The organism is Porticoccaceae bacterium LTM1 (assembly GCA_030252795.1).
Lineage (GTDB): Bacteria > Pseudomonadota > Gammaproteobacteria > Pseudomonadales > Porticoccaceae > SCSIO-12696.
On record CP127080.1, the window covers coordinates 821,121 to 840,330 of the forward strand.

Here is a 19,210-nt window from a genome sequence, read left to right on the forward strand (position 1 = left end):
AGAAAACGACCGATGGCCAGCCCTAACTTGCTTTGCGCCACAAAGATTTTAACCTTACTACATAAGCTTGCTACGTTTGGTTCTTAACGCCAGATGGGCGGGCATTTTCGTGACTGAATTTCGGATTATCTGTGTTATTTGGATGGCCTTTAAATGAGCATCAAGCAGATTAAATTAAAGGTAGGCGATCTTGAACCGGGCATGTTTGTGTCTGGATTGGATCGCCCATGGACGCAGACACCATTCCCGATCCAGGGCTTTTTGATCCGTTCATCTCAGGATGTTGAAACCCTGAGAGCCTATTGTGATTACATCTATATCGATACTACCAAGGGTCGTTCACCCTCGGTGGAAGCCAGAGCGAAAGCGGGGCTCAAGGGAAGTCAATTTCTGGGGGCTGACTCCAAAGCCCTGATGACTTACAAGCCTATCAAGGTTCAACGTGATACTTACCGTACCGAGACTACCCTGCGTCAGGAAATGGGCAACGCCGGTCGGGTATTCAATACCTTGAAAGGTAATTTAACGCTGTTCACCAAACAGATGTCTCGTGGTCGGCAGGTTGACTATCAGAGTTTGCGCAAATCGGTCAGCTCAATGGTTGATAGTGTATTGCGCTGCCCGGATGCTTTTACCTGGTTGTTGCGCCTGCGCCAGAAAGATCAACAAACCTATGACCACAGCTTGCGATCAGCACTGTGGGCTGTCCAGTTTGGCCGCTTTATCGGAATGGCCAAAGAGGAGATTGAGCAACTCTGTACAGGAACTTTGCTAAAAGACATTGGTAAACTGAGATTGCCAAACGAGCTGTTGCACAAAAAACAACGTACCAGTGACGAAGAGCTGGAATACCGACGCTTTGTCGAGTTTGGCGTGGAAATGCTTAGCAATACTCACGATGTTGAAGCCAAAGTGATTTCAGTGGTCAAACACCACTGTGAGCGGTTTGATGGCAGTGGCTTTCCTCAGGGGCTGGTGGGAAGCAAAATTCCACTGTTAGCTCAAATCTGTGGTATTGCGACAACCTACGATGCCATCTCGAATCCGCGAGAGTCCCAGAAACCTCTCGCCGCTTCAAGGGCAATCAGTGTTATCTACGATATGCGCGATCGCCAGTTCCGTGAAGATCTGGTCCTGCAATTTATTCAGTCTGTGGGCCTGTACCCAACCGGTACACTGGTTGAATTGACCAGTGGTGATGTCGGAGTGGTACTTGAGCAGGATCCAAAGTCCAGATTGACTCCGCAGGTTGCAGTACTGCCCAGAAACTTCAAATACAAACAGGGTGATGCTTCTTATATCATCGTCGACTTGAAAGATGAGATGGAAACCCGTCGCCGACTGTTTGAAATGGGCAGCTACAAGGCACGTGATATCGCCAAGTTGGCTGTTGCTCGTGACCTGGAACCATCCGGCTATGATTACGACCTGAATTTGATTTCACCGGAGCTGCTTAAAGGTCATGAAGCGGCAGGATCTTCAGCCGGAGGTTGGTTCAAAATGTTGAAAAACAGATTTCGCTCTTCATCAAACCAGTAAAAGGGTTTGGCAGGATTCAAAAAAGGCACCAGAAGGTGCCTTTTTTTGTTTTGACACGGGACTACAGGTTTTTAAGCCCTATTTGCTGACCCATTTGGGTGCCTTCCCCTGAATTGATAGAATCCAGCCAATCCATACTTTCGGCTTCAAAAAGCAGAATTACGGTCGAACCAAAATTGAAGTGTCCCATCTCCTCCCCTTTGGCGAGTGTGGGAGCATCATCCTCATTGAATAGAGTCTCTTCAATCACGCCCGGGTTGGGCGGGTAGCTCTTTTGCCAAACTGTGCCAATTCCGGCTACCAGCATAGCCCCAACCATCACTACCGCCACTTTGCCGAAGTCTGTCTCAAACAGGCATACCAATCGCTCATTGCGGGCAAACAGATTGGGGATATGTTCTGCGGTGTCGTTGTTGACGGAGAAAAGATCGCCGGGAATATAGCGGGTGTGTAGCAGGGTGCCGTTTACTGGCATGTGTACACGGTGGTAATCCTTGGGTGACAGGTAGATTGTGGTGAACCGGCCGTCATTGAAAAAATCAGCGTCGTCAGTACTGCCAAGCAGCTCTGTCGTAGAGAAGTGCTTTCCCTTGGCTTGAATGACCCTGCCATCATCAATTGCCCCAATCTGGCTGACCGTGCCGTCAGCTGGTGAAGCAATGCTGTCAGGGTTTGAATCTACAGGGCGTAGATCGGGTTTCAGCTGGCGGGTAAAGAATTCGTTAAAGCAGTCGTAGCTTTCCAGGGATTGGTAACGAGCCTCGGACAGGTCGATATCAAACTTCTTGATAAAGCCTTTGATCAGCATGTTTTTAAGCCACGGAGTTTCAGACTCCGCCAGACGGGCTGTCAGGCGAGACAGCCCGTGTTGCGGCACCAAACGTTGCAGGGCCGCAAAGCATTCACCACGAAAACTCACAGTCAGACCTCTACCGGCGTGTCATCGCGATTGCCCCATTCTGACCAAGAGCCGTGATAACCGCGAATACGCGGGTAGCCAAGAATCTTGGCTACCAGATAAGTAAAGCCGGAGCGATGGTGGCTTTGGCAATGGGTGACAATATCTTTATCAGCCGTCAGTCCCAGTGCATTAATCATTTCAGCCGCATCTTCACGAATACGCAGGCCACGCGATTGATCCATCAGGCTGGTCCATTCACAGTTGATGGCGCCCGGAATATGACCTCCACGCTTTGAAACCACCTTGGTGCCATTGTATTCGCCGGGGCTACGGGCATCCCAAACGACAAAGTCACTTCGCTCAAGGCTGGCCATAATCTCTTCAGCCTCGACGATAGGAGCTCTGTTCAGCGTCACCTCTTGCGGGTGAGCAACAGGTGTATTGGCATTGGCTTCAGTCTCCAGTCCGTCCTGCAGCCATGCGTGAATGCCGCCATTCAGGTAGGAATAATTCTGGTGACCGATGACGTCCAGAGTCCAGATGAATCGGCCAGCCCAGCCGCCACCTTCATCGTCATAACAGATGACGTGGGTATCTGGCGTCAGACCCAGTCGGCTAAAGAGCTGGTTGAGTTGTTCAATGCCTGGCAGCTTACCGGGAGCCGGCGGTTGGCCACAGACTATCTCTTTGGGGGAGACATGAACCGCACCCGGAACATGGGCTTGAGCGTATTGCTGGTCGGAACATAGATCGACAATCAGCAGATTGGGGCTCGCGAGCTGTTCATTAAGCTGCTCGGGCTCAAGGAGAAGAGGCAATGACATAGTGGGTTCTCAACGGATTTTTGTTCGGTCAATTGAAATTGGATTATACGTTAAACACTCACGAATAGGCTTACTGCATATCCAGGCTTTGAACAATATTGCGATAGCTTTGCAGTCGTGCGGGGCTGATTTTGTTTTCGTCAACAGCAGCCAGCAGTGCACAATCCGGCTCTGCTTCGTGAGTGCAATCGCGGAATCGGCAGTGGCCGAGATGATTTCGAAATTCCACAAACCCTTCGGCGACCTCTTGTGCAGTCAGGTGCCAGAGGCCAAATTCACGAATACCTGGTGAATCAATCAGTCGGCCTTCATTGCCACGTCCATCCAGTTCAAGGTGGAACAGGCGAGCCGTGGTGGTGGTGTGTGTCCCCTTGATGGTCGCTTCGGAAAGGGCGCCGACAGCAGTATCCACATCGGGGAGCAGGGCATTGATCAGCGATGACTTGCCAACCCCGGATTGGCCAACAAAGACACTGGTGTGGTCTTTCAGTTCTGAGCGCAATTCACGCAGGCCAGACTCGTTGTGGGCTGATACAGTCAGCACCGGATAGCCCAGTTCACGATATGGGGCGATTAACTGTTCTGTGCTCTGCCCCTGATCGGTATTCAGCAGGTCGCTTTTGTTCAGCACCAGCACAGCTTCAATATGCTGATTTTCGGCGGCAACCAGATAGCGGTCGATCAAATTGGCAAAAGGCTCGGGCAGCGGGGCGACAACAATAAATATTCGGTCGATATTGGCGGCAACCGGGCGCATCTTGCCACGATTATCGGGCCGGTAGAGTGCCGAGCGACGTTCTGTGGAAGCAATAATTACCCCGTTGGGGTCGCCATTTCGCCAGACTACCTCATCACCGGTAACCACTGCACCCAGATTGGCTCGCAGAAAGCAGCGCTGAATTTGACCGTCAGGAGCCTCGACATCGGCCTGAGAGCCGTAGCGGGCGATAACGACACCGGATTGTTCAGGGCCAAGGTCGCCACCGGACAGCAGCTCTTCCGCCGGTTGATCCTGGTCGGCGCGCTTTTCGTGGCGAGCGTGAATCTGGCGAATGCGGCGCTGTTGATTTTTGGTGAGTTTACGTTTGGCCATCTAAGCTGAGTGTGGGGTATTGTCCCGTTCGGATGTGGCGCAAGAATATCGCATAATACCCGTGAACAACAGGGAGAAACAGAATGCTCGATAGTTTTGAATACTCTGAAAAAGATGTTCTGGTGTTTTTTTCCGCACTTTTGTTGCTCGTGCTCTATCTGTGGTTGCTGTTCCGGCTGTTGCTGAAACGGAAAAATCTCACCACCGAAACCCGCTTGCCAAGGCAGTTACTGTTTATGACGCTGGTCGCCGTAGGGTTGGTGGGGTTTGTGTTGGTACTGCCGGTGGAGTCGGATGTGCGCCTGCAATTGCTTGGCTTATTCGGTTTGGTGCTGACCGGGATGATTGCTTTTTCATCCACCACATTTGTATCCAATATGATGGCCGGGTTAATGCTGCGATCGGTGAAGAGCTTTCGGCATGGTGATTTTGTTCGTGTGGGGCAGCACTTTGGGCGAGTTACCGAGCGAGGCCTGTTTCACACCGAAATCCAGTCAGAGTCCCGTGATTTAATCACATTGCCGAATCTGTATCTGGTATCCAATCCGGTTACTGTAGTGCGTTCAAATGGCACCCTGATCAGTTGTGAATTGAGCCTGGGCTACGATATTCCTCACTACCAGCTCAAGCCGCTGTTTGAAAAAGCGGTAGAGCAGACCGGCTTGTCCGAGCCGTTTGTGCAGATTTTGGGGCTGGGGGATTTTTCGGTGCAATACAAAGTCAGCGGCTTTTATCAGGAAGTAAAACATTTGCTGAGTAAGCGCACCGAGCTGCAGGCCAATGTACTGGATCAATTACATGGAGCCGGTATTGAGATAGTCTCGCCAACCTTTATGAATCAGCGTCAGCTGGCATCTGAACATCAATTTACCGCTCCGCCCAAGCGCGTTGTTGTGGAGCCGGAAATTTTATCCGCACCGGCCGAGGAGTTTATTTTTGATAAAGCTGAACGGGCTGAAAAGCTTCAGGCTTTGCGAGAAGAGCTGGTTCAGCTGCAAGGTTCGGTCAAAGAATTAAAGGCTTCACTTGAAAAAAATCCCCCAGAGGGTGAAGCTTCACTTCAGTCAGATTTCAATCGGCAAAAGGAGCGCATTGCGCTGCTGGAGCGCATTATTGAGCGCGCCGAAAACAGTGAGGAGCAATAAAAGCCCAATGGAAAACAATCAAAAAGACGACCTCAATCTGATCTGGATTGACCTGGAGATGACCGGGTTGGATCCGGAGAATGATGTCATCATCGAGATTGCCACTATCGTTACCGATAAAAATCTCAATGTGCTGGCGGAAGGGCCGGTTTATGCAATCCACCAATCTGATGATCTGCTTAACGGCATGGACGAGTGGAATACTCGCCAGCACGGTCAGTCAGGGTTAACTGAGCGAGTGCGTAATAGCAAGATCTCAACTCGTCAGGCAGAGTTAGACACCATTGCGTTTCTGGAGAAATACGTGGATGCTGGCAAATCCCCCATTTGCGGTAACTCCATCGGACAGGATCGTCGCTTCCTGGTGAAATACATGCCGGAGCTTGAGCGTTATTTTCACTATCGCAATCTGGACGTCAGCACTATCAAGGAGATTGCCCGCCGCTGGCAGCCGACATTGCTGGATGGTTTGAAAAAGCAGAGTAGCCATTTGGCAATGGATGATATTCGCGATTCCATTGCTGAACTGGCTTATTATCGCGAGCACTTTTTTAAGCCTTGATGAAACTGCTAAGGGATACGTTACCTGTATTTTGAAACCGTGGCTGGCATGGATGCCAGCCCCGAGCTTACAGGGACGTATTCACAGCGTGTTTCAAAATACAGGTAGCGTGTCCCGATCTGGAATTTAACCTGCCTTAATCTTACGCTTTCTTTTTCGATTCGGATTTTTCTGTTGGGTAATCGCCCAGTCGATATGCTCTTTAACCATTTCGGATGAATGTATTCTCTGCTGCTCCAGGGCACAAATGATGTCTTCCGAAGAGGGCGCATTCCCAAGTCCAATAGCTAAATTCCTCAGCCACCTTTCATGACCTATTCGGCGTATTGGCGAGCCGGCAGTTCGATCGAGAAACTCCTGTTCTGTCCATAAAAACAGATCCAGCAGCTTTGCACTGTCCAACTGGTGGCGGGGCAAAAAGTCCATTTCAGTGGTGGATTTGGCGTACTTGTTCCATGGACAGATCGCCTGACAGTCGTCACAGCCAAACACCCGATTGCCCATCGGTTCGCGAAATTCTTCCGGTATTGAATCTTTCAGCTCAATAGTCAGGTAGGAGATGCAACGCCGCGCATCCAGAATGTAGGGCTCGGGAAACGCATCTGTCGGGCAGACCTTTAAGCAGGCGTTGCAGCTGCCGCACCGATCGCTCTGTTCGGAATGGTCCACGGGGAGAGGCAGGCTGGTCAGTATTTCGCCAAGGAAGAACCAGGAGCCGGCTTCGCTGTTGAGTACCAGGGTATTTTTGCCGATCCAACCCAGGCCAGCCTTTTCGGCGAGGGCTTTTTCCAGTACCGGTGCACTGTCCACAAATGGCCTCTGGCTGATGCTTTCCGGGTAAGCTGCTTCAATCTGGCTGGCCAGGGTAGCGAGTCGCTTGCGGATCAATTTGTGATAATCGCGACCCAGTGCGTAGCGGGAGATATAGGCGGTGTCGGACTGCTTAAGGACAGCAATCATGTTGGAGTCTGCTGGCAGGTAATCCATTCGCACCGAGATTACACGCAGTGTGCCCGGGTGCAGCTTGTCCGGATGCCAGCGTTTGTCGCCGTGCTCGGCCATCCAGTTCATTTCGCCCTGATAGCCTTTGGCCAGCCATTGCTGCAGTCGCTCTGCTGCAGTATCGAGTTCAATATCAGTAATAGCGACCTGCTGAAATCCCAGCTCACGGCCCCAGATTTTGATCTGTTGAGCGAGTTCAGCGTAGTTAAATTCGGTCACTGTGCGGTCCGGGGTCTGGAAATGAGTTGTGAAAGTTTACCATGCTGTCGGCGACGAGCGGTTTCCGTATAATGTGGCGAACTCACTTTTCCCAACTTAATTTGCCGACAAAGAATTTACTATGAGCGATGAACTGACAACGCCTCTATACCGAAATGAACAGGTGCGGGAATTCGACCGAATAGCCATTGAAGAGCAGGGCATTGCCGGTATTCTGCTGATGAAACGCGCCGGCCGTGCAGCTTTTGAATTGTTGCGTGAATGCTGGCCGGAAGAGGCTCCGATAACGGTCTTCTGCGGTACCGGTAATAATGCCGGTGATGGTTATGTGGTTGCTGCATTGGCGGCAGAGCAACGGATTCCTGTTCAAGTCGCTCAGGTAGGTGACCTGGACAAATTGCAAGGCGATGCAAAGCGCGCCTATCAATATGCCCTTGATGCTGGAGTGCCGATTATAAGTGACTGGCAAAGCCTGTCGATCAACGATGGCATTATCGTAGACGCCCTTTTGGGCTCTGGATTGAATGGTGTGGTGCGCGAACCATTCTCCAGCGCCATCGCCAAAATCAACCAGTGCCAGTTGCCGGTGTTGTCGGTGGATATTCCATCCGGACTATGCGGCGATACCGGAGCAGAGCTGGGTGTGGCGGTGCAGGCTGATGCCGTGGTGAGCTACATCGGTTTGAAACAGGGCTTATACACAGGCCGAGGCCCGGCCTTGGCCGGAGAGGTGTTTTTTGATGGCCTTGAGGTTCCTGCGGATGTCTACTGCTCAGCCAAACCGTCTGCCCAATTATTGAATCTGTGTGATTTATTGGCCCACTTGGAGCCTCGCCCCCAGGATGCTCATAAAGGCATGTTTGGCCATGTCATGGTGATTGGTGGTGATCACGGTATGGGTGGTGCAGTGGCAATGGCTGCCGAGGCGGCGCTACGGTCGGGTGCCGGATTGGTGAGTGTGGCAACCCGCCCCGAGCATGTGGGTGGTATTTTGGCTCGCCGTCCCGAATTGATGGTCAATGGCGTAGTGTCTGGCCAGGAACTGGAACCACTGCTGGAAAAGCCATCTGTATTGGTGGTTGGTCCGGGGCTGGGCAACTCTCCCTGGTCCGAGCAAATGTTGCAGCAGGCTATAAAATCCGGTTTGCCGATGGTGCTGGATGCAGACGCACTCAATATTCTTTCCCAAAGCAGAATTACTTTGGGTGATAAAGAGCGCCCCCTGATTATCACGCCTCACCCGGGAGAGGCTGCGCGTTTGCTCTCTGTAACAACATTAGATATTCAGGTGGACCGCTTTGCAGCGGTGCATAAATTGAGTGATAAATTCAGTGCGGTAGCGGTCTTGAAAGGTGCCGGAAGCCTGATTGCTGCTCCCGATTCTGACGTCATTGGCATCTGCGGCGCTGGTAATCCCGGAATGGCCAGTGGCGGTATGGGGGATGTGCTTTCCGGTGTGTTGGGTGCATTGCTTGCTCAAGGATTGCCTGCAATCACAGCGGCGCAATTGGGTACCTGTCTCCACGCGGAAGCGGCTGATATTGCGGCTGAGTTGCGCGGAGAAAGAGGAATGCTGGCAACCGATTTGATGGAGCCTCTGCAGCATCTGGTGAATAGTGGAGATGAACTTTATGGTGACTGAATTGCCTGAGTGCGTGTTTCAGATCACCGGCGAAGAAGCCATGGTAGCTTTCGGCCGCAAGTTGGGTAACGCCTGTATCGGTGGAGCGGTAGTGTTTCTGGACGGTGATCTGGGAGCGGGCAAAACCACTATCAGCCGCGGTGTTTTGCAATCGTTCGGACATCAGGGGGCGGTAAAAAGCCCGACCTATACCTTGGTGGAACCCTACCAATTTGATGGGCAGACGTTATACCATTTTGACCTGTACCGGTTGGCTGACCCTGAAGAGCTGGAGTACATAGGCATCAGGGACTATTTTGCAGAGTCAAATGCATTGTGTCTGGTGGAATGGCCAGCTCGAGGAGTGGGGTATTTGCCAACTCCCGATGTCAAAGTTGCAGTTACCGTTTCGGGTGAGGGCCGCATGTTGCATTGCACTGCTGCGACTGAAAGGGGTCAAAACATCATAAAAAGCTTGGGGGGATAACAAACATGCGCAGTTTCAGAATAGCGATACTGACGATCATGGTGCTGCTTTGCCAGCTATTCCCGATGCTATCGTTTGCTGAAACTATCCAGAGTGTACGGATCTGGCCGTCACCTGAATACACCCGTCTGGTTTTTGATTTAAGTGGTGGTGTGCAGCACAGTATTTTCACTCTGGAACATCCGGACCGGCTGGTTATTGATATCAAGGATGTCTCACTTGATGCATCGCTAAAACAAGTGGATTTGGAAAATAGCCCTATAGCCAAAATTCGCAGCGGTGTTAAGGATGGCAAAGACCTGCGAGTTGTTCTGGACCTGAATCAACCAGTAAAGCCACGTAGCTTTACCCTAGAGCGAAATGAGCAATATGGCGACCGTTTGGTGGTCGACTTATATAAGGCGGAGCAGCTAACCGAGAAAACCGTACAAAGTACGGTCAGTGACGGCAGGCAGAAAGATATTGTTATTGCCATTGATGCCGGCCATGGTGGTGAGGACCCTGGTGCACTGGGTGGTGGAAATATTCACGAAAAGAAAATAGTGCTGCAGATCGCCAAAGAACTGAAAAAAATTATCGACGATACTCCTGGCTACAAAGGCGAATTGGTGCGCACCGGCGATTATTATATCCCACTGCGCAATCGCTCAAAGCTGGCGCGGCAAAAAAGCGCTGACCTGTTTATTTCCGTGCATGCCGATGGTTTTACCAGTCCAAGGCCAAGGGGGGCATCGGTTTTTGCTTTGTCACGGCGCGGTGCGACATCGGAAACTGCTCGCTATCTTGCCCAGCGGGAAAACAATTCCGACCTTATCGGTGGTGTAGAAAGGGTTAGTCTCAAGGATAAAGATGAAGTCCTGGCCAGTGTATTACTGGACTTGTCGATGACGGCGACCTTAAGCACCAGTCTGGCAATCGGCAGTGAGGTGTTGCAGGAGATGGGCAAGATTACCAGGCTGCATAAAAAGAACGTCGAACAGGCTGGCTTTATGGTGCTTAAGTCCCCGGATCTGCCATCAATTCTGGTGGAAACCGGCTTTATCACCAATCCGGAAGATCGCAAACTGCTGACTCAATCCTGGTTCCAGAAGAAAATGGCTCGATCCATTTTTAATGGCGTGGAACGTTATTACCAAAGTCATCCGCCAGAAGGTACATGGTTGGCAGCTAACCTGGGAAGTGTCGAGAGATCCTATGTGATTGCCCATGGCGATACTCTGTCAACGATTGCAGAGCGCTATAACATCAGTGTCAAAAAACTGATGGCTCACAACGGATTGAAATCCACTACGATCAAATTAGGGCAACGCCTGAAAATTCCGGCGACCTGATAAAGAGTTTTTCATGTCTAAAATCACAAAATTAAGTCCGCGGCTTGCCAACCAGATTGCTGCGGGTGAAGTCGTTGAGCGTCCTGCATCGGTAATTAAAGAGCTGCTGGAAAACAGTCTCGACGCCGGAGCTACTCGTATTGATATCGATGTGGAAGCTGGCGGCGTCAAGTTGATGCGTATTCGTGACAATGGTGGCGGCGTTGAAAAAGAGGACTTGCCACTGGCTCTGTCCCGCCATGCCACCAGTAAAATAATTGAGCTGGAAGACCTGGAAGCGGTTCAGACACTGGGTTTTCGCGGCGAGGCACTTGCCAGTATCGGTTCTGTATCTCGTCTCGCGCTCACCTCAAATGCATCGGAAAGCCAGGCGGGGTGGAAAGCGATCACTGAAGGTCGCGACATGGAGGTGTCTGTAGAGCCAGCACCACACCCGCGTGGAACCACCGTGGAAGTGCGAGACCTGTTTTTCAACACTCCGGCGCGGCGTAAATTTTTGCGTACAGAGAAAACCGAAATGGGTCGCATTGACGAAGTGGTGAAAAAACTCGCTCTCAGTCATTTTGATGTCGCTTTCTCACTTCGTCACAACGGCAAGCCATTATTCACAATGCGCCCGGCAACAGACCAGCTGGAACAGGAGCGTCGCGTGGCGCAAATTTGTGGCCCGTCATTTATGGAGCAGGCGGTCTATTTGGATATTGACCGAGGTGGTTTGCGAATTTGGGGGTGGATGGGATTGCCGACCTTTTCTCGCAGCCAGGCTGACCTGCAGTTCTTTTTTGTAAATGGTCGTGCTATTCGGGATAAGGTGGTGACGCACGCAGTACGCCAGGCCTATCAGGATGTTCTTTACCATGGCAGACACCCGGCCTACGTACTTTTTCTTGAGCTTAACCCTACTGAAGTGGATGTGAATGTTCACCCTACCAAGCATGAAGTACGTTTTCGAGATAGCCGCAGTGTTCACGGGTTTATTTACAGTACCCTGCATAAAACGGTTGCCGACGTTCGCCCAGGGGACCAGTCCATTCCAGCGGCTTCTCCTGTAGTAGAGTTGGCTTCAGTAGGAACTGTTCAAACAGCTAACCAGGCTTCCAGCCCGGTTCACCAAAGTGCCATGGGGTTCCGGTCATCGCAGCCATCCGGGCAGCGAATTCAGGAGCAGATGGCAACCTACGGTTCGCTTCACAGCCCGCTGACGGGCAGTGGTACGCAACCCACCATGCAGGAGATCGCCGCGCAAAACGAAGAGGTACCACCGCTTGGTTACGCTGTCGCCCAGCTCAAAGGTATCTACATTGTGGCGGAAAACGCTGAAGGTATGGTGCTGGTGGATATGCATGCTGCTCATGAGCGAATTACCTATGAGCGTATGAAAGTCGCCTACGAAAACCAGGGTTTGGCCTCGCAACCGCTGTTGGTGCCGGAAGCGCTGGCGGTCAGCCAAAGGGAAGCTGACTGCGCCGAGGAGCACACCGAAGTATTTGAATCGTTGGGTTTCAAATTGCAGCGCGCCGGGCCGGAAAGTTTGCTGGTTCGTGAGATGCCGGCACTTACTCGCGGTGCCGATGTGGAGCCACTGGTGCGCGATGTACTGTCGGACCTGCTGGAACATGGCAACAGTGACCGTATTCAAGCCCATATTAATGAGATCCTTGGCACCATGGCCTGCCACGGTTCGGTGCGCGCCAACCGTCGCCTGACCATTCCAGAAATGAATGCGTTGCTTCGCGATATGGAGCAGACCGAGCGCAGCGGTCAGTGCAATCACGGGCGTCCAACGTGGACCCAAATGAGCCTGGCGGAGCTGGATAAATTGTTCCTGCGCGGCCGATAACTGTATTTCGACGTCCGACCGCTATAATCGAAGTCACAATTTAGAATTTGGCGTAAACGTGAACAAAACCCCCCAAGCCATCTTCCTGATGGGACCCACAGCATCGGGAAAAACAGATCTGGCCATTGCCCTGCGCGACCATTATCCGGTTGAGTTAATCAGTGTCGACTCCGCATTAGTCTATCGTGGAATGGATATTGTTTCGGCTAAGCCGGACGCTGAGACCCTGGTCAAAGCACCGCATAGACTGATTGATATTCGCGACCCTGCCGACGCATATAACGTCGGTGATTTTGTGCGCGATGCCCGTCGTGAAATGGCGGAGATCACCGCATCAGGGCGTATTCCACTATTGGTAGGTGGCACCATGCTCTATTTTCGAGCCCTTCTCGATGGGCTGGCAGAGTTGCCACCATCGGACCCGGTAATTCGCGCCCAAGTGGAGACGGATGCAAAAGCCCTGGGTTGGCCAGCCATGCATGCTCGCCTTGCCGAGTTGGACCCGGTCAGTGCCGGGCGAATACACCCGAATCACTCGCAGCGCATTCAGCGAGCGTTGGAGGTATGTCTGGTAACCGGTAAGCCTTTCTCCCGGTTGCTGGAGGAGCAGCAGGGTAGTGAAGGAGGCGTGCCGCCTATAACCAATGATTACGATGTGCTGCAAATCGCCATTGCACCGCACAATCGAGCGTTGCTGCACCAGCGCATTGAGCAGAGATTTGCCTTGATGCTGGAACATGGCGGCCTGGATGAGGTGAGACAGCTCTTTCAGCGCGGAGACCTGAGCCCGGATATGCCCTCTATTCGGGCAGTCGGCTATCGCCAGGCGTGGGAATATCTCGAAGGAGAGGTTGATTACGACCAGATGGTCAAAAAAGGCGAGGCGGCGACCCGTCAGCTTGCCAAACGGCAGTTAACCTGGCTGAGAGGCTGGTCGGAGCTGAATTGGGTGCAAACTGATAATTGCGATGGAGAGTCGCTGCCATTTCAAGAAATTTTGTCTAAAACCTTGAAAATTCTCGTAAACCATCCCATATACAATACTAGTGTCTGACGTTATCATGCACTTTGGTCGCGACTTAAGACGTTTGGTGGCCTGTGGTTGTTGGTTGGACCGCCAATTCTCGGGTTTGAGTGGGTAGTTTGTGCGGTTACATTTTGTAGTTTTTTATTCCTAATAAGGAGAATACCCGATGTCAAAGGGGCATAACTTACAAGACCCTTTCCTGAATGTATTACGGAAAGAGCGTATTCCGGTTTCTATCTTCCTGGTTAACGGCATTAAGCTCCAGGGCCAAATTGAATCTTTTGACCAATTTGTTGTGCTGCTGAAAAACACAGTCAGTCAAATGGTTTACAAACATGCTATCTCAACTGTAGTACCGGCCAGACCAGTGCGTTTGCCACTGGGTGCCCCTCAAGGTCAGGGACACGGACAGGACCAGTACGGTAGCGACATGGACAATCACGACGACTGATTGTCCAATATTGCGGTTATTAACGGAGGCAATTGTTGTTCTTTGATCGACCCGATTCTGGCGAGCTGGCTGTTCTTGTTCATCTGGATCTGAATAGCGAAAACGAACCGGAAGATCCCCGGGAGTTTGAGGAACTGGTGCTTTCCGCAGGCGGCGACCCCGTGGCCTTTATCACGGGGCAGCGCGCCAACCCTCATCCCAAATATTTTGTCGGCACCGGCAAGCTCGATGAGCTCGCAGCTGTGGTAAATGCCGAGCAAGCCCAACTGGTGATTTTCAATCACAACCTCTCCCCGAGTCAGGAGCGTAATCTCGAGCACCATCTCAAGTGTCGAGTGCTTGATCGTACCGGGCTGATTCTCGATATCTTTGCGCAGCGGGCGAGAACCCACGAAGGTAAATTACAGGTCGAGCTGGCGCAGTTACAGCACATGTCAACGCGACTTGTGCGAGGCTGGACTCACCTTGAGCGTCAGAAGGGTGGTATTGGTCTCCGGGGCCCGGGCGAGACTCAGCTGGAAACCGACCGCCGCCTGTTGCGTGAGCGAATCAAGTCAATTCGCCAGCGTCTGGAAAAAGTTCGCAGGCAGCGGGATCAGGGGCGCCGGTCGAGAAAAAGGGCAGAAATTCCTACTGTCTCGCTGGTTGGATACACCAACGCTGGTAAATCCACCCTGTTTAATGCGATGACCTCTTCCGAGGTGTACGCTGCGGACCAGTTGTTTGCTACCCTCGACCCAACCATGCGGCGTCTGGAATTGCCGGAGGCCGGCCCCATTATCCTTACCGACACGGTAGGGTTTATTAGCCATCTGCCGCACAAGCTGGTAGAAGCCTTCCGGGCGACCCTGGAAGAGGCGGCCAATGCATCATTGCTATTACATGTGGTGGATGCCGCAGATGACGAGCGCCATCGCAATATTCAGCGCGTGGGCGAGGTGCTGGAAGAAATTCATGCTCATGAGATACCGACTTTATTGGTGTTTAATAAAATCGATCTGTTGGACGATTTTGAGCCCAGGGTTGATTACAACGATCAGGGGGCTCCTGTTGCTGTCTGGGTGTCGGCTCAAAAGCAACTGGGTTTTGATCTGTTGCTGGATGCCATTCGCCAGCGTGTTGGCGGTCGAATGTGCCATAAGATATTTCGACTTCAGCCAATTCAGGGCCGTATTCGCGCCAGGTTCTACCAGGCTGATGCGGTACTTAGCGAGAAAGTTTGCGAAGATGGCAGCAGTGTGTTGGAGATAAGAATGCTGGAAGCCGATTTTTACCGGCTTCTGAAAAGTGAAAGTTTGACGCCGGATCAGCTGGAAGAGTTAGACCTTCCAGGAGCTATGGCGCAAAGTGCATAAAATAAAAGTCCTCAAGCTGTTTAATTACTCTGGCGGTTATTAAATAGCATGGGTTCCTATAGAATTCCCTTAAATTAAAAATTAACCAAGTATGGAGTGATTTATGGCCTGGAATGAACCGGGTGGCGGCCGCGACCCTTGGGGTGGTAAAAACAATGGAGATGGTCCGCCCGATCTCGATGAAGCCCTGAAGAAGTTGCGGGACAAATTCAACAAAGCCTTTGGTGGTTCGGGTGGCAGCAACAATGGCAAGGGCAATGGTGCAGCAATTGGCGTAATTGCAGTAATTGCCATCATCGTCTGGGCATTGTTCGGTGTTTACCAGGTGGATGAAAAAGACAAGGCTGTGATTCTTCGTTTTGGTAAATACCACGACACGGTTGGCTCCGGTTTGCATTGGAACCCCAAATTTATCGATACGGTCAATGTTGTCAGTGTAACCAAAGAGCAATCTTACACCACCCAGGGTTTGATGCTTACCAAAGACCTCAATATCGTAGACCTGCCGGTAACCGTGCAATTCACCGTGCCGGATGCCAAGGCCTACGTATTGAATGTGCGCGACCCTGTTGAGAGCCTTCGAAATGCTGCTGACAGTGCAATTCGCCATGTGGTGGGTAGCACAACCGCCAGTGATGTTCTTTCCGAAGGTCGTCAGAAGTTGGCTGGGGAAATTTCCCAGCGTTTGCAGAAGTACATCGATATTTACGATACGGGTATCAGTATTTCCAGCGTCAATATTGGTAAGGGTCAGCCGCCGGTTGAGGTTAAAGCCGCCTTTGACGATGTAAACGCCTCCAAGAAAGACAAGGATCGTTACATCAAGGAAGCAGAAGCCTACAGCAACGAAGTCGTGCCGGTAGCTCGTGGTAAGGCACAGCGGATGCTGCAGGATGCCCAGGCCTATCGTGACCGTGTGGTTGCGGAGGCTGATGGTGATGCACAGCGTTTTGAAAAGCTGATGACCGAATATCAAAAAGCACCGGAAGTCACTCGTCGCCGTATCTACCTTGATGCCATGGAGAGTGTGATGAGCAACTCCTCCAAGGTGATGGTTGATGTGGAGGGAGGCAACAATATGATGTATTTGCCACTCGATAAGCTGATGGAAGGGCGCTCGGTATTACCTTCGACAACCAGGGACGCTTCCGCGCCGTCCTCAACCAAAGAGCAGGTTCGGGAAGTGGTAGAAGAGGTGTTGCGGGATATGACTCGCGATCAGCAAATTGACCGTCGCAGGGAGTCACGTCGATGAATCCAATCAGAATTATTTTACTGTTTATCGTGGTGATTGTTGGTTTCAACAGTGTTTACCGCGTGATGGAAACCCAGTCTGCAATCAAGCTGCAATTTGGTCGTTTGACTGAAGCCAATATTGGTGCTGGTCTGCATGTGAAAATTCCATTTGCAGAAACCATCAAACGTTTTGATACCCGCATTTTGACACTGGATGCCAACGAAGAGAGTTATTTTACCAAGGACGAAGAACGCCTTCGTGTAGACTCTTTCGTGAAGTGGCGCATCATTGATGTCGAAACTTATTACAAGGCCACCGGTGGTGACGAAGATGTCGCACTGGCACGTCTGGAGGCGCGAGTGAATGACGGGCTGCGTAACGAACTGGGTGATCGCACTTTGAACGAAGCGGTATCTGGCCAACGTGACGAGTTGATGGAGAAGCTCACCACTACTCTGGATGCCCAGGCTCGCGAGGCACTCGGAATTGCAGTAGTCGATGTGCGGGTAAAACGTATCGACTTTCCGGAAGAGGTGAGCGACAGCGTATTCCAGCAAATGCGGGCCGATCGTGAAAAAGAGGCTCGTCAGTTCCGTTCAGAAGGTCGTGAGCAGGCTGAGCAAATTCGCGCCGACGCTGACCGCCAGCGCGTAGTGATCGAAGCCAATGCCTACCGCGAAGCCGAGCAACTGCGCGGTGATGGTGATGCCAATGCAGCCAAGATCTACGCAGATGCCTACCAGAAGGATCCGGAGTTCTATGCATTCATGCGTAGCCTGGAAGCCTACAAGAAGTCATTTGCCAGCAAGGCAGACATGATGCTGGTAGACCCGGACAGTGAATTCTTCCGCTACATGCAGGACTCCAAGGGTAAGAAGTAACGCTCTCCACCCTCTAAAAAAGGCGGCTTTGGCCGCCTTTTTTAGTAGTTGCCTGATCACTTGACTGACTGTGTCGTAGTGGCCACTTGAAACAGTGGCCATTGCATATCTGCCTCTTCTCCCGGGAGCAACGGTTGTGCTAAAATTGTGCAACCGGGTTACCCCGGTTTTTTTATGTGCGCAAGAAAGGTCAAACAGCAATACCTGTCTATACAACAGGTGTTGGCTGTGTTTTGTTGTGTCTTGTTTCCCACGTGATTGATAGTGACGAGGCGAAGTGATGGATGTATGGAGCAGCTTGGCCCAGGCGGTCTGCCTGATGCTGGTGCTGGAAGGGATAATCCCTTTCATATCTCCCGGTCGCTGGCGTCGAATGGCGCAAATGCTGGCGCAGGTTGATGACCGTGCCATGCGCATCATGGGGCTGATCAGTATGCTGATCGGCGCCGGACTGCTATTTCTCATCAAGTGATGAGCCAAATTCAATAGAGACAGATTGATGACTGCTGTAGATCGCTGGTTGTTGCCAGACGGCATTGAAGAAATCCTGCCCCAGCAAGCGCACGAAGTTGAGCGCCTTCGTCGCCGTATACTCGATCTTTATCATCGCTGGGGCTACGACCTGGTTATTCCACCGTTGGTCGAGTTCACTGATTCACTGTTGAGTGGCTCAGGTGCTGACCTTGATCTGATGACATTCAAGATCACTGACCAGCTGAGTGGTCGGCAGATGGGTGTGCGTGCCGACATCACACCACAGACCGCTCGAATGGATGCCCACAGTTTGCGCCGCAATGGGCCAAATCGGCTCTGCTATGCTGGCAGCGTACTCTATACCCGTCCGCGCAGTGCTTTGGAAACACGCAGCCCAATACAGGTTGGTGTGGAATTGTACGGCGAATCCAGTCTATCTGCGGATATCGAAGTTATTACCCTGATGGTGGAAACCCTCAAGCTGGCCGGTATGGAACGTGCCCATCTGGATTTGGGGCATGTTGGGGTTTATCAGCAATTGGTGGAAATGGCGGACCTGAATAGCCAGCTCGAACAGGAACTGTTCGAGCTGCTGCAGCGCAAAGCTGTGACCGAGCTTGAAAACTGGATTGATGCCAATATCAAGGATGCGGCTCTTGCAGACATGATCCGTGTTTTTCCGCATCTGGCTGGCGATGTTGATGTCATTGAGCGCGCTCGAAAAGAGCTGGCTGCTGCTCCGAAAGAGGTGCAGCGAGCCCTGGATGAGATCGAAAAGGTTGCATTGGAGGTGCAAAAGCGCGCTCCTCAGCTTGAACTCTATATCGACTTGAGCGAGATTCGTGGCTGCCGATATCACACTGGTGTCGTGTTTGCTGCATTCGCGCCGGGGCATGGGCAGGCGATCGGTAACGGTGGCCGCTATGATCATGTGGGTGAAGCCTTTGGGCGCTCTCGTCCAGCCACCGGTTTTTCGCTGGATATGAAAGCGTTGGCGAGAATTAACAGTGAAGACAGTTATCGCCCGGAAGGTATCTACGCTCCGGCTTGCGACGACGACGCACAGTGGTCAGAAATACAGAAGTTGCGAGCTCAGGGCGAGCGCGTAGTATGCGGTTTTCCGGGCCAAAAGCCGGACTTTAACGAACTTGACTGCAACCGCCAGCTGATCAACAGCAACGGCGAGTTCAGTGTAGAATTTATCAGCTAAATCTTTTGGAG

General features: G+C 51.8%; 18 protein-coding genes. 14 read left to right on the forward strand and 4 right to left on the reverse strand.

Going from position 1 to position 19,210, the window contains the following annotated elements:
* The first annotated feature begins 153 nt into the window (after positions 1–153).
* Entirely contained in the window at positions 154–1,539 is a 1,386-nt protein-coding gene (locus QP938_03670) for a DUF3391 domain-containing protein (GenBank protein ID WIO75016.1), read from the forward strand.
* Positions 1,540–1,600: 61 nt separating this feature from the next.
* Here QP938_03670 and asd read toward each other — a convergent pair whose 3' ends face one another.
* The 3 genes from asd to rsgA all read right to left on the reverse strand — a co-directional run bounded on the left by asd (position 1,601) and on the right by rsgA (position 4,357).
* Positions 1,601–2,458 carry an archaetidylserine decarboxylase gene (gene asd / locus QP938_03675; protein WIO75017.1) on the reverse strand — a complete coding sequence of 286 codons (858 nt, stop codon included), beginning with the start codon at positions 2,456–2,458 and terminating at the stop codon, positions 1,601–1,603.
* Between the two features lie 2 nt (positions 2,459–2,460).
* Positions 2,461–3,264 (reverse strand): rhodanese-like domain-containing protein, encoded by an 804-nt coding sequence (locus tag QP938_03680; protein ID WIO75018.1) that lies wholly within the window; start codon positions 3,262–3,264, stop codon positions 2,461–2,463.
* Positions 3,265–3,334: 70 nt separating this feature from the next.
* A complete protein-coding gene (gene rsgA / locus QP938_03685; GenBank protein WIO75019.1) occupies positions 3,335–4,357 on the reverse strand; it encodes a small ribosomal subunit biogenesis GTPase RsgA in 1,023 nt (340 codons plus the stop codon).
* 83 nt (positions 4,358–4,440) lie between these two features.
* On the opposite strand from rsgA, the gene QP938_03690 reads away from it, so the two are divergent.
* Both QP938_03690 and orn read left to right on the forward strand, forming a co-directional pair.
* Positions 4,441–5,502 (forward strand): mechanosensitive ion channel, encoded by a 1,062-nt coding sequence (locus QP938_03690; GenBank protein WIO75020.1) that lies wholly within the window; start codon positions 4,441–4,443, stop codon positions 5,500–5,502.
* A 7-nt stretch (positions 5,503–5,509) separates the two neighbouring features.
* Positions 5,510–6,064 carry an oligoribonuclease gene (orn, locus tag QP938_03695; protein ID WIO75021.1) on the forward strand — a complete coding sequence of 185 codons (555 nt, stop codon included), beginning with the start codon at positions 5,510–5,512 and terminating at the stop codon, positions 6,062–6,064.
* A 126-nt stretch (positions 6,065–6,190) separates the two neighbouring features.
* On the opposite strand, the gene queG is transcribed toward orn, so the two are convergent.
* Entirely contained in the window at positions 6,191–7,285 is a 1,095-nt protein-coding gene (queG, locus tag QP938_03700) for a tRNA epoxyqueuosine(34) reductase QueG (protein WIO75022.1), read from the reverse strand.
* Positions 7,286–7,406: 121 nt separating this feature from the next.
* On the opposite strand from queG, the gene QP938_03705 reads away from it, so the two are divergent.
* From QP938_03705 to QP938_03755, 11 genes are all read left to right on the forward strand, one after another.
* Positions 7,407–8,927 (forward strand): NAD(P)H-hydrate dehydratase, encoded by a 1,521-nt coding sequence (locus QP938_03705; GenBank protein ID WIO75023.1) that lies wholly within the window; start codon positions 7,407–7,409, stop codon positions 8,925–8,927.
* Between the two features lie 40 nt (positions 8,928–8,967).
* Positions 8,968–9,393 carry a tRNA (adenosine(37)-N6)-threonylcarbamoyltransferase complex ATPase subunit type 1 TsaE gene (gene tsaE, locus QP938_03710; GenBank protein WIO75608.1) on the forward strand — a complete coding sequence of 142 codons (426 nt, stop codon included), beginning with the start codon at positions 8,968–8,970 and terminating at the stop codon, positions 9,391–9,393.
* Positions 9,394–9,398: 5 nt separating this feature from the next.
* Complete coding sequence (locus QP938_03715) at positions 9,399–10,724, forward strand: N-acetylmuramoyl-L-alanine amidase (GenBank protein WIO75024.1); 1,326 nt, start codon at positions 9,399–9,401, stop codon at positions 10,722–10,724.
* 13 nt (positions 10,725–10,737) lie between these two features.
* On the forward strand, positions 10,738–12,564 hold the full coding sequence (mutL, locus tag QP938_03720; GenBank protein WIO75025.1) for a DNA mismatch repair endonuclease MutL: 1,827 nt from the start codon (positions 10,738–10,740) through the stop codon (positions 12,562–12,564).
* Between the two features lie 88 nt (positions 12,565–12,652).
* Positions 12,653–13,618 (forward strand): tRNA (adenosine(37)-N6)-dimethylallyltransferase MiaA, encoded by a 966-nt coding sequence (gene miaA / locus QP938_03725; GenBank protein ID WIO75609.1) that lies wholly within the window; start codon positions 12,653–12,655, stop codon positions 13,616–13,618.
* 139 nt (positions 13,619–13,757) lie between these two features.
* Positions 13,758–14,042 carry an RNA chaperone Hfq gene (hfq, locus tag QP938_03730; GenBank protein ID WIO75026.1) on the forward strand — a complete coding sequence of 95 codons (285 nt, stop codon included), beginning with the start codon at positions 13,758–13,760 and terminating at the stop codon, positions 14,040–14,042.
* A 35-nt stretch (positions 14,043–14,077) separates the two neighbouring features.
* Positions 14,078–15,397 (forward strand): GTPase HflX, encoded by a 1,320-nt coding sequence (gene hflX / locus QP938_03735; protein WIO75027.1) that lies wholly within the window; start codon positions 14,078–14,080, stop codon positions 15,395–15,397.
* Positions 15,398–15,500: 103 nt separating this feature from the next.
* On the forward strand, positions 15,501–16,652 hold the full coding sequence (hflK, locus tag QP938_03740; protein WIO75028.1) for an FtsH protease activity modulator HflK: 1,152 nt from the start codon (positions 15,501–15,503) through the stop codon (positions 16,650–16,652).
* On the forward strand, positions 16,649–17,515 hold the full coding sequence (gene hflC / locus QP938_03745) for a protease modulator HflC (GenBank protein ID WIO75029.1): 867 nt from the start codon (positions 16,649–16,651) through the stop codon (positions 17,513–17,515). The genes hflK and hflC overlap by 4 nt, the downstream gene beginning before the upstream one ends.
* Positions 17,516–17,795: 280 nt before the next feature.
* Positions 17,796–17,987: a DUF2065 domain-containing protein gene (locus QP938_03750; protein ID WIO75030.1), complete on the forward strand. Its 192-nt coding sequence runs from the start codon at positions 17,796–17,798 to the stop codon at positions 17,985–17,987.
* A gap of 27 nt (positions 17,988–18,014) precedes the next feature.
* Complete coding sequence (locus QP938_03755; protein WIO75031.1) at positions 18,015–19,199, forward strand: ATP phosphoribosyltransferase regulatory subunit; 1,185 nt, start codon at positions 18,015–18,017, stop codon at positions 19,197–19,199.
* Positions 19,200–19,210 lie beyond the last annotated feature (11 nt).

Bases quoted from the DNA above. Each gene is read 5' to 3' on its own strand.
- QP938_03755 (WIO75031.1), top strand. From the start codon at position 18,015: ATGACTGCTGTAGATCGCTGGTTGTTGCCAGACGGCATTGAAGAAATC.
- hflC (WIO75029.1), top strand. From the start codon at position 16,649: ATGAATCCAATCAGAATTATTTTACTGTTTATCGTGGTGATTGTTGGT.
- QP938_03705 (WIO75023.1), top strand. From the start codon at position 7,407: ATGAGCGATGAACTGACAACGCCTCTATACCGAAATGAACAGGTGCGG.
- QP938_03750 (WIO75030.1), top strand. From the start codon at position 17,796: ATGGATGTATGGAGCAGCTTGGCCCAGGCGGTCTGCCTGATGCTGGTG.
- orn (WIO75021.1), top strand. From the start codon at position 5,510: ATGGAAAACAATCAAAAAGACGACCTCAATCTGATCTGGATTGACCTG.
- QP938_03715 (WIO75024.1), top strand. From the start codon at position 9,399: ATGCGCAGTTTCAGAATAGCGATACTGACGATCATGGTGCTGCTTTGC.
- hflK (WIO75028.1), top strand. From the start codon at position 15,501: ATGGCCTGGAATGAACCGGGTGGCGGCCGCGACCCTTGGGGTGGTAAA.
- tsaE (WIO75608.1), top strand. From the start codon at position 8,968: ATGGTAGCTTTCGGCCGCAAGTTGGGTAACGCCTGTATCGGTGGAGCG.
- QP938_03690 (WIO75020.1), top strand. From the start codon at position 4,441: ATGCTCGATAGTTTTGAATACTCTGAAAAAGATGTTCTGGTGTTTTTT.
- QP938_03670 (WIO75016.1), top strand. From the start codon at position 154: ATGAGCATCAAGCAGATTAAATTAAAGGTAGGCGATCTTGAACCGGGC.
- hfq (WIO75026.1), top strand. From the start codon at position 13,758: ATGTCAAAGGGGCATAACTTACAAGACCCTTTCCTGAATGTATTACGG.
- mutL (WIO75025.1), top strand. From the start codon at position 10,738: ATGTCTAAAATCACAAAATTAAGTCCGCGGCTTGCCAACCAGATTGCT.
- rsgA (WIO75019.1), bottom strand. From the start codon at position 4,357: ATGGCCAAACGTAAACTCACCAAAAATCAACAGCGCCGCATTCGCCAG.
- miaA (WIO75609.1), top strand. From the start codon at position 12,653: ATGGGACCCACAGCATCGGGAAAAACAGATCTGGCCATTGCCCTGCGC.
- QP938_03680 (WIO75018.1), bottom strand. From the start codon at position 3,264: ATGTCATTGCCTCTTCTCCTTGAGCCCGAGCAGCTTAATGAACAGCTC.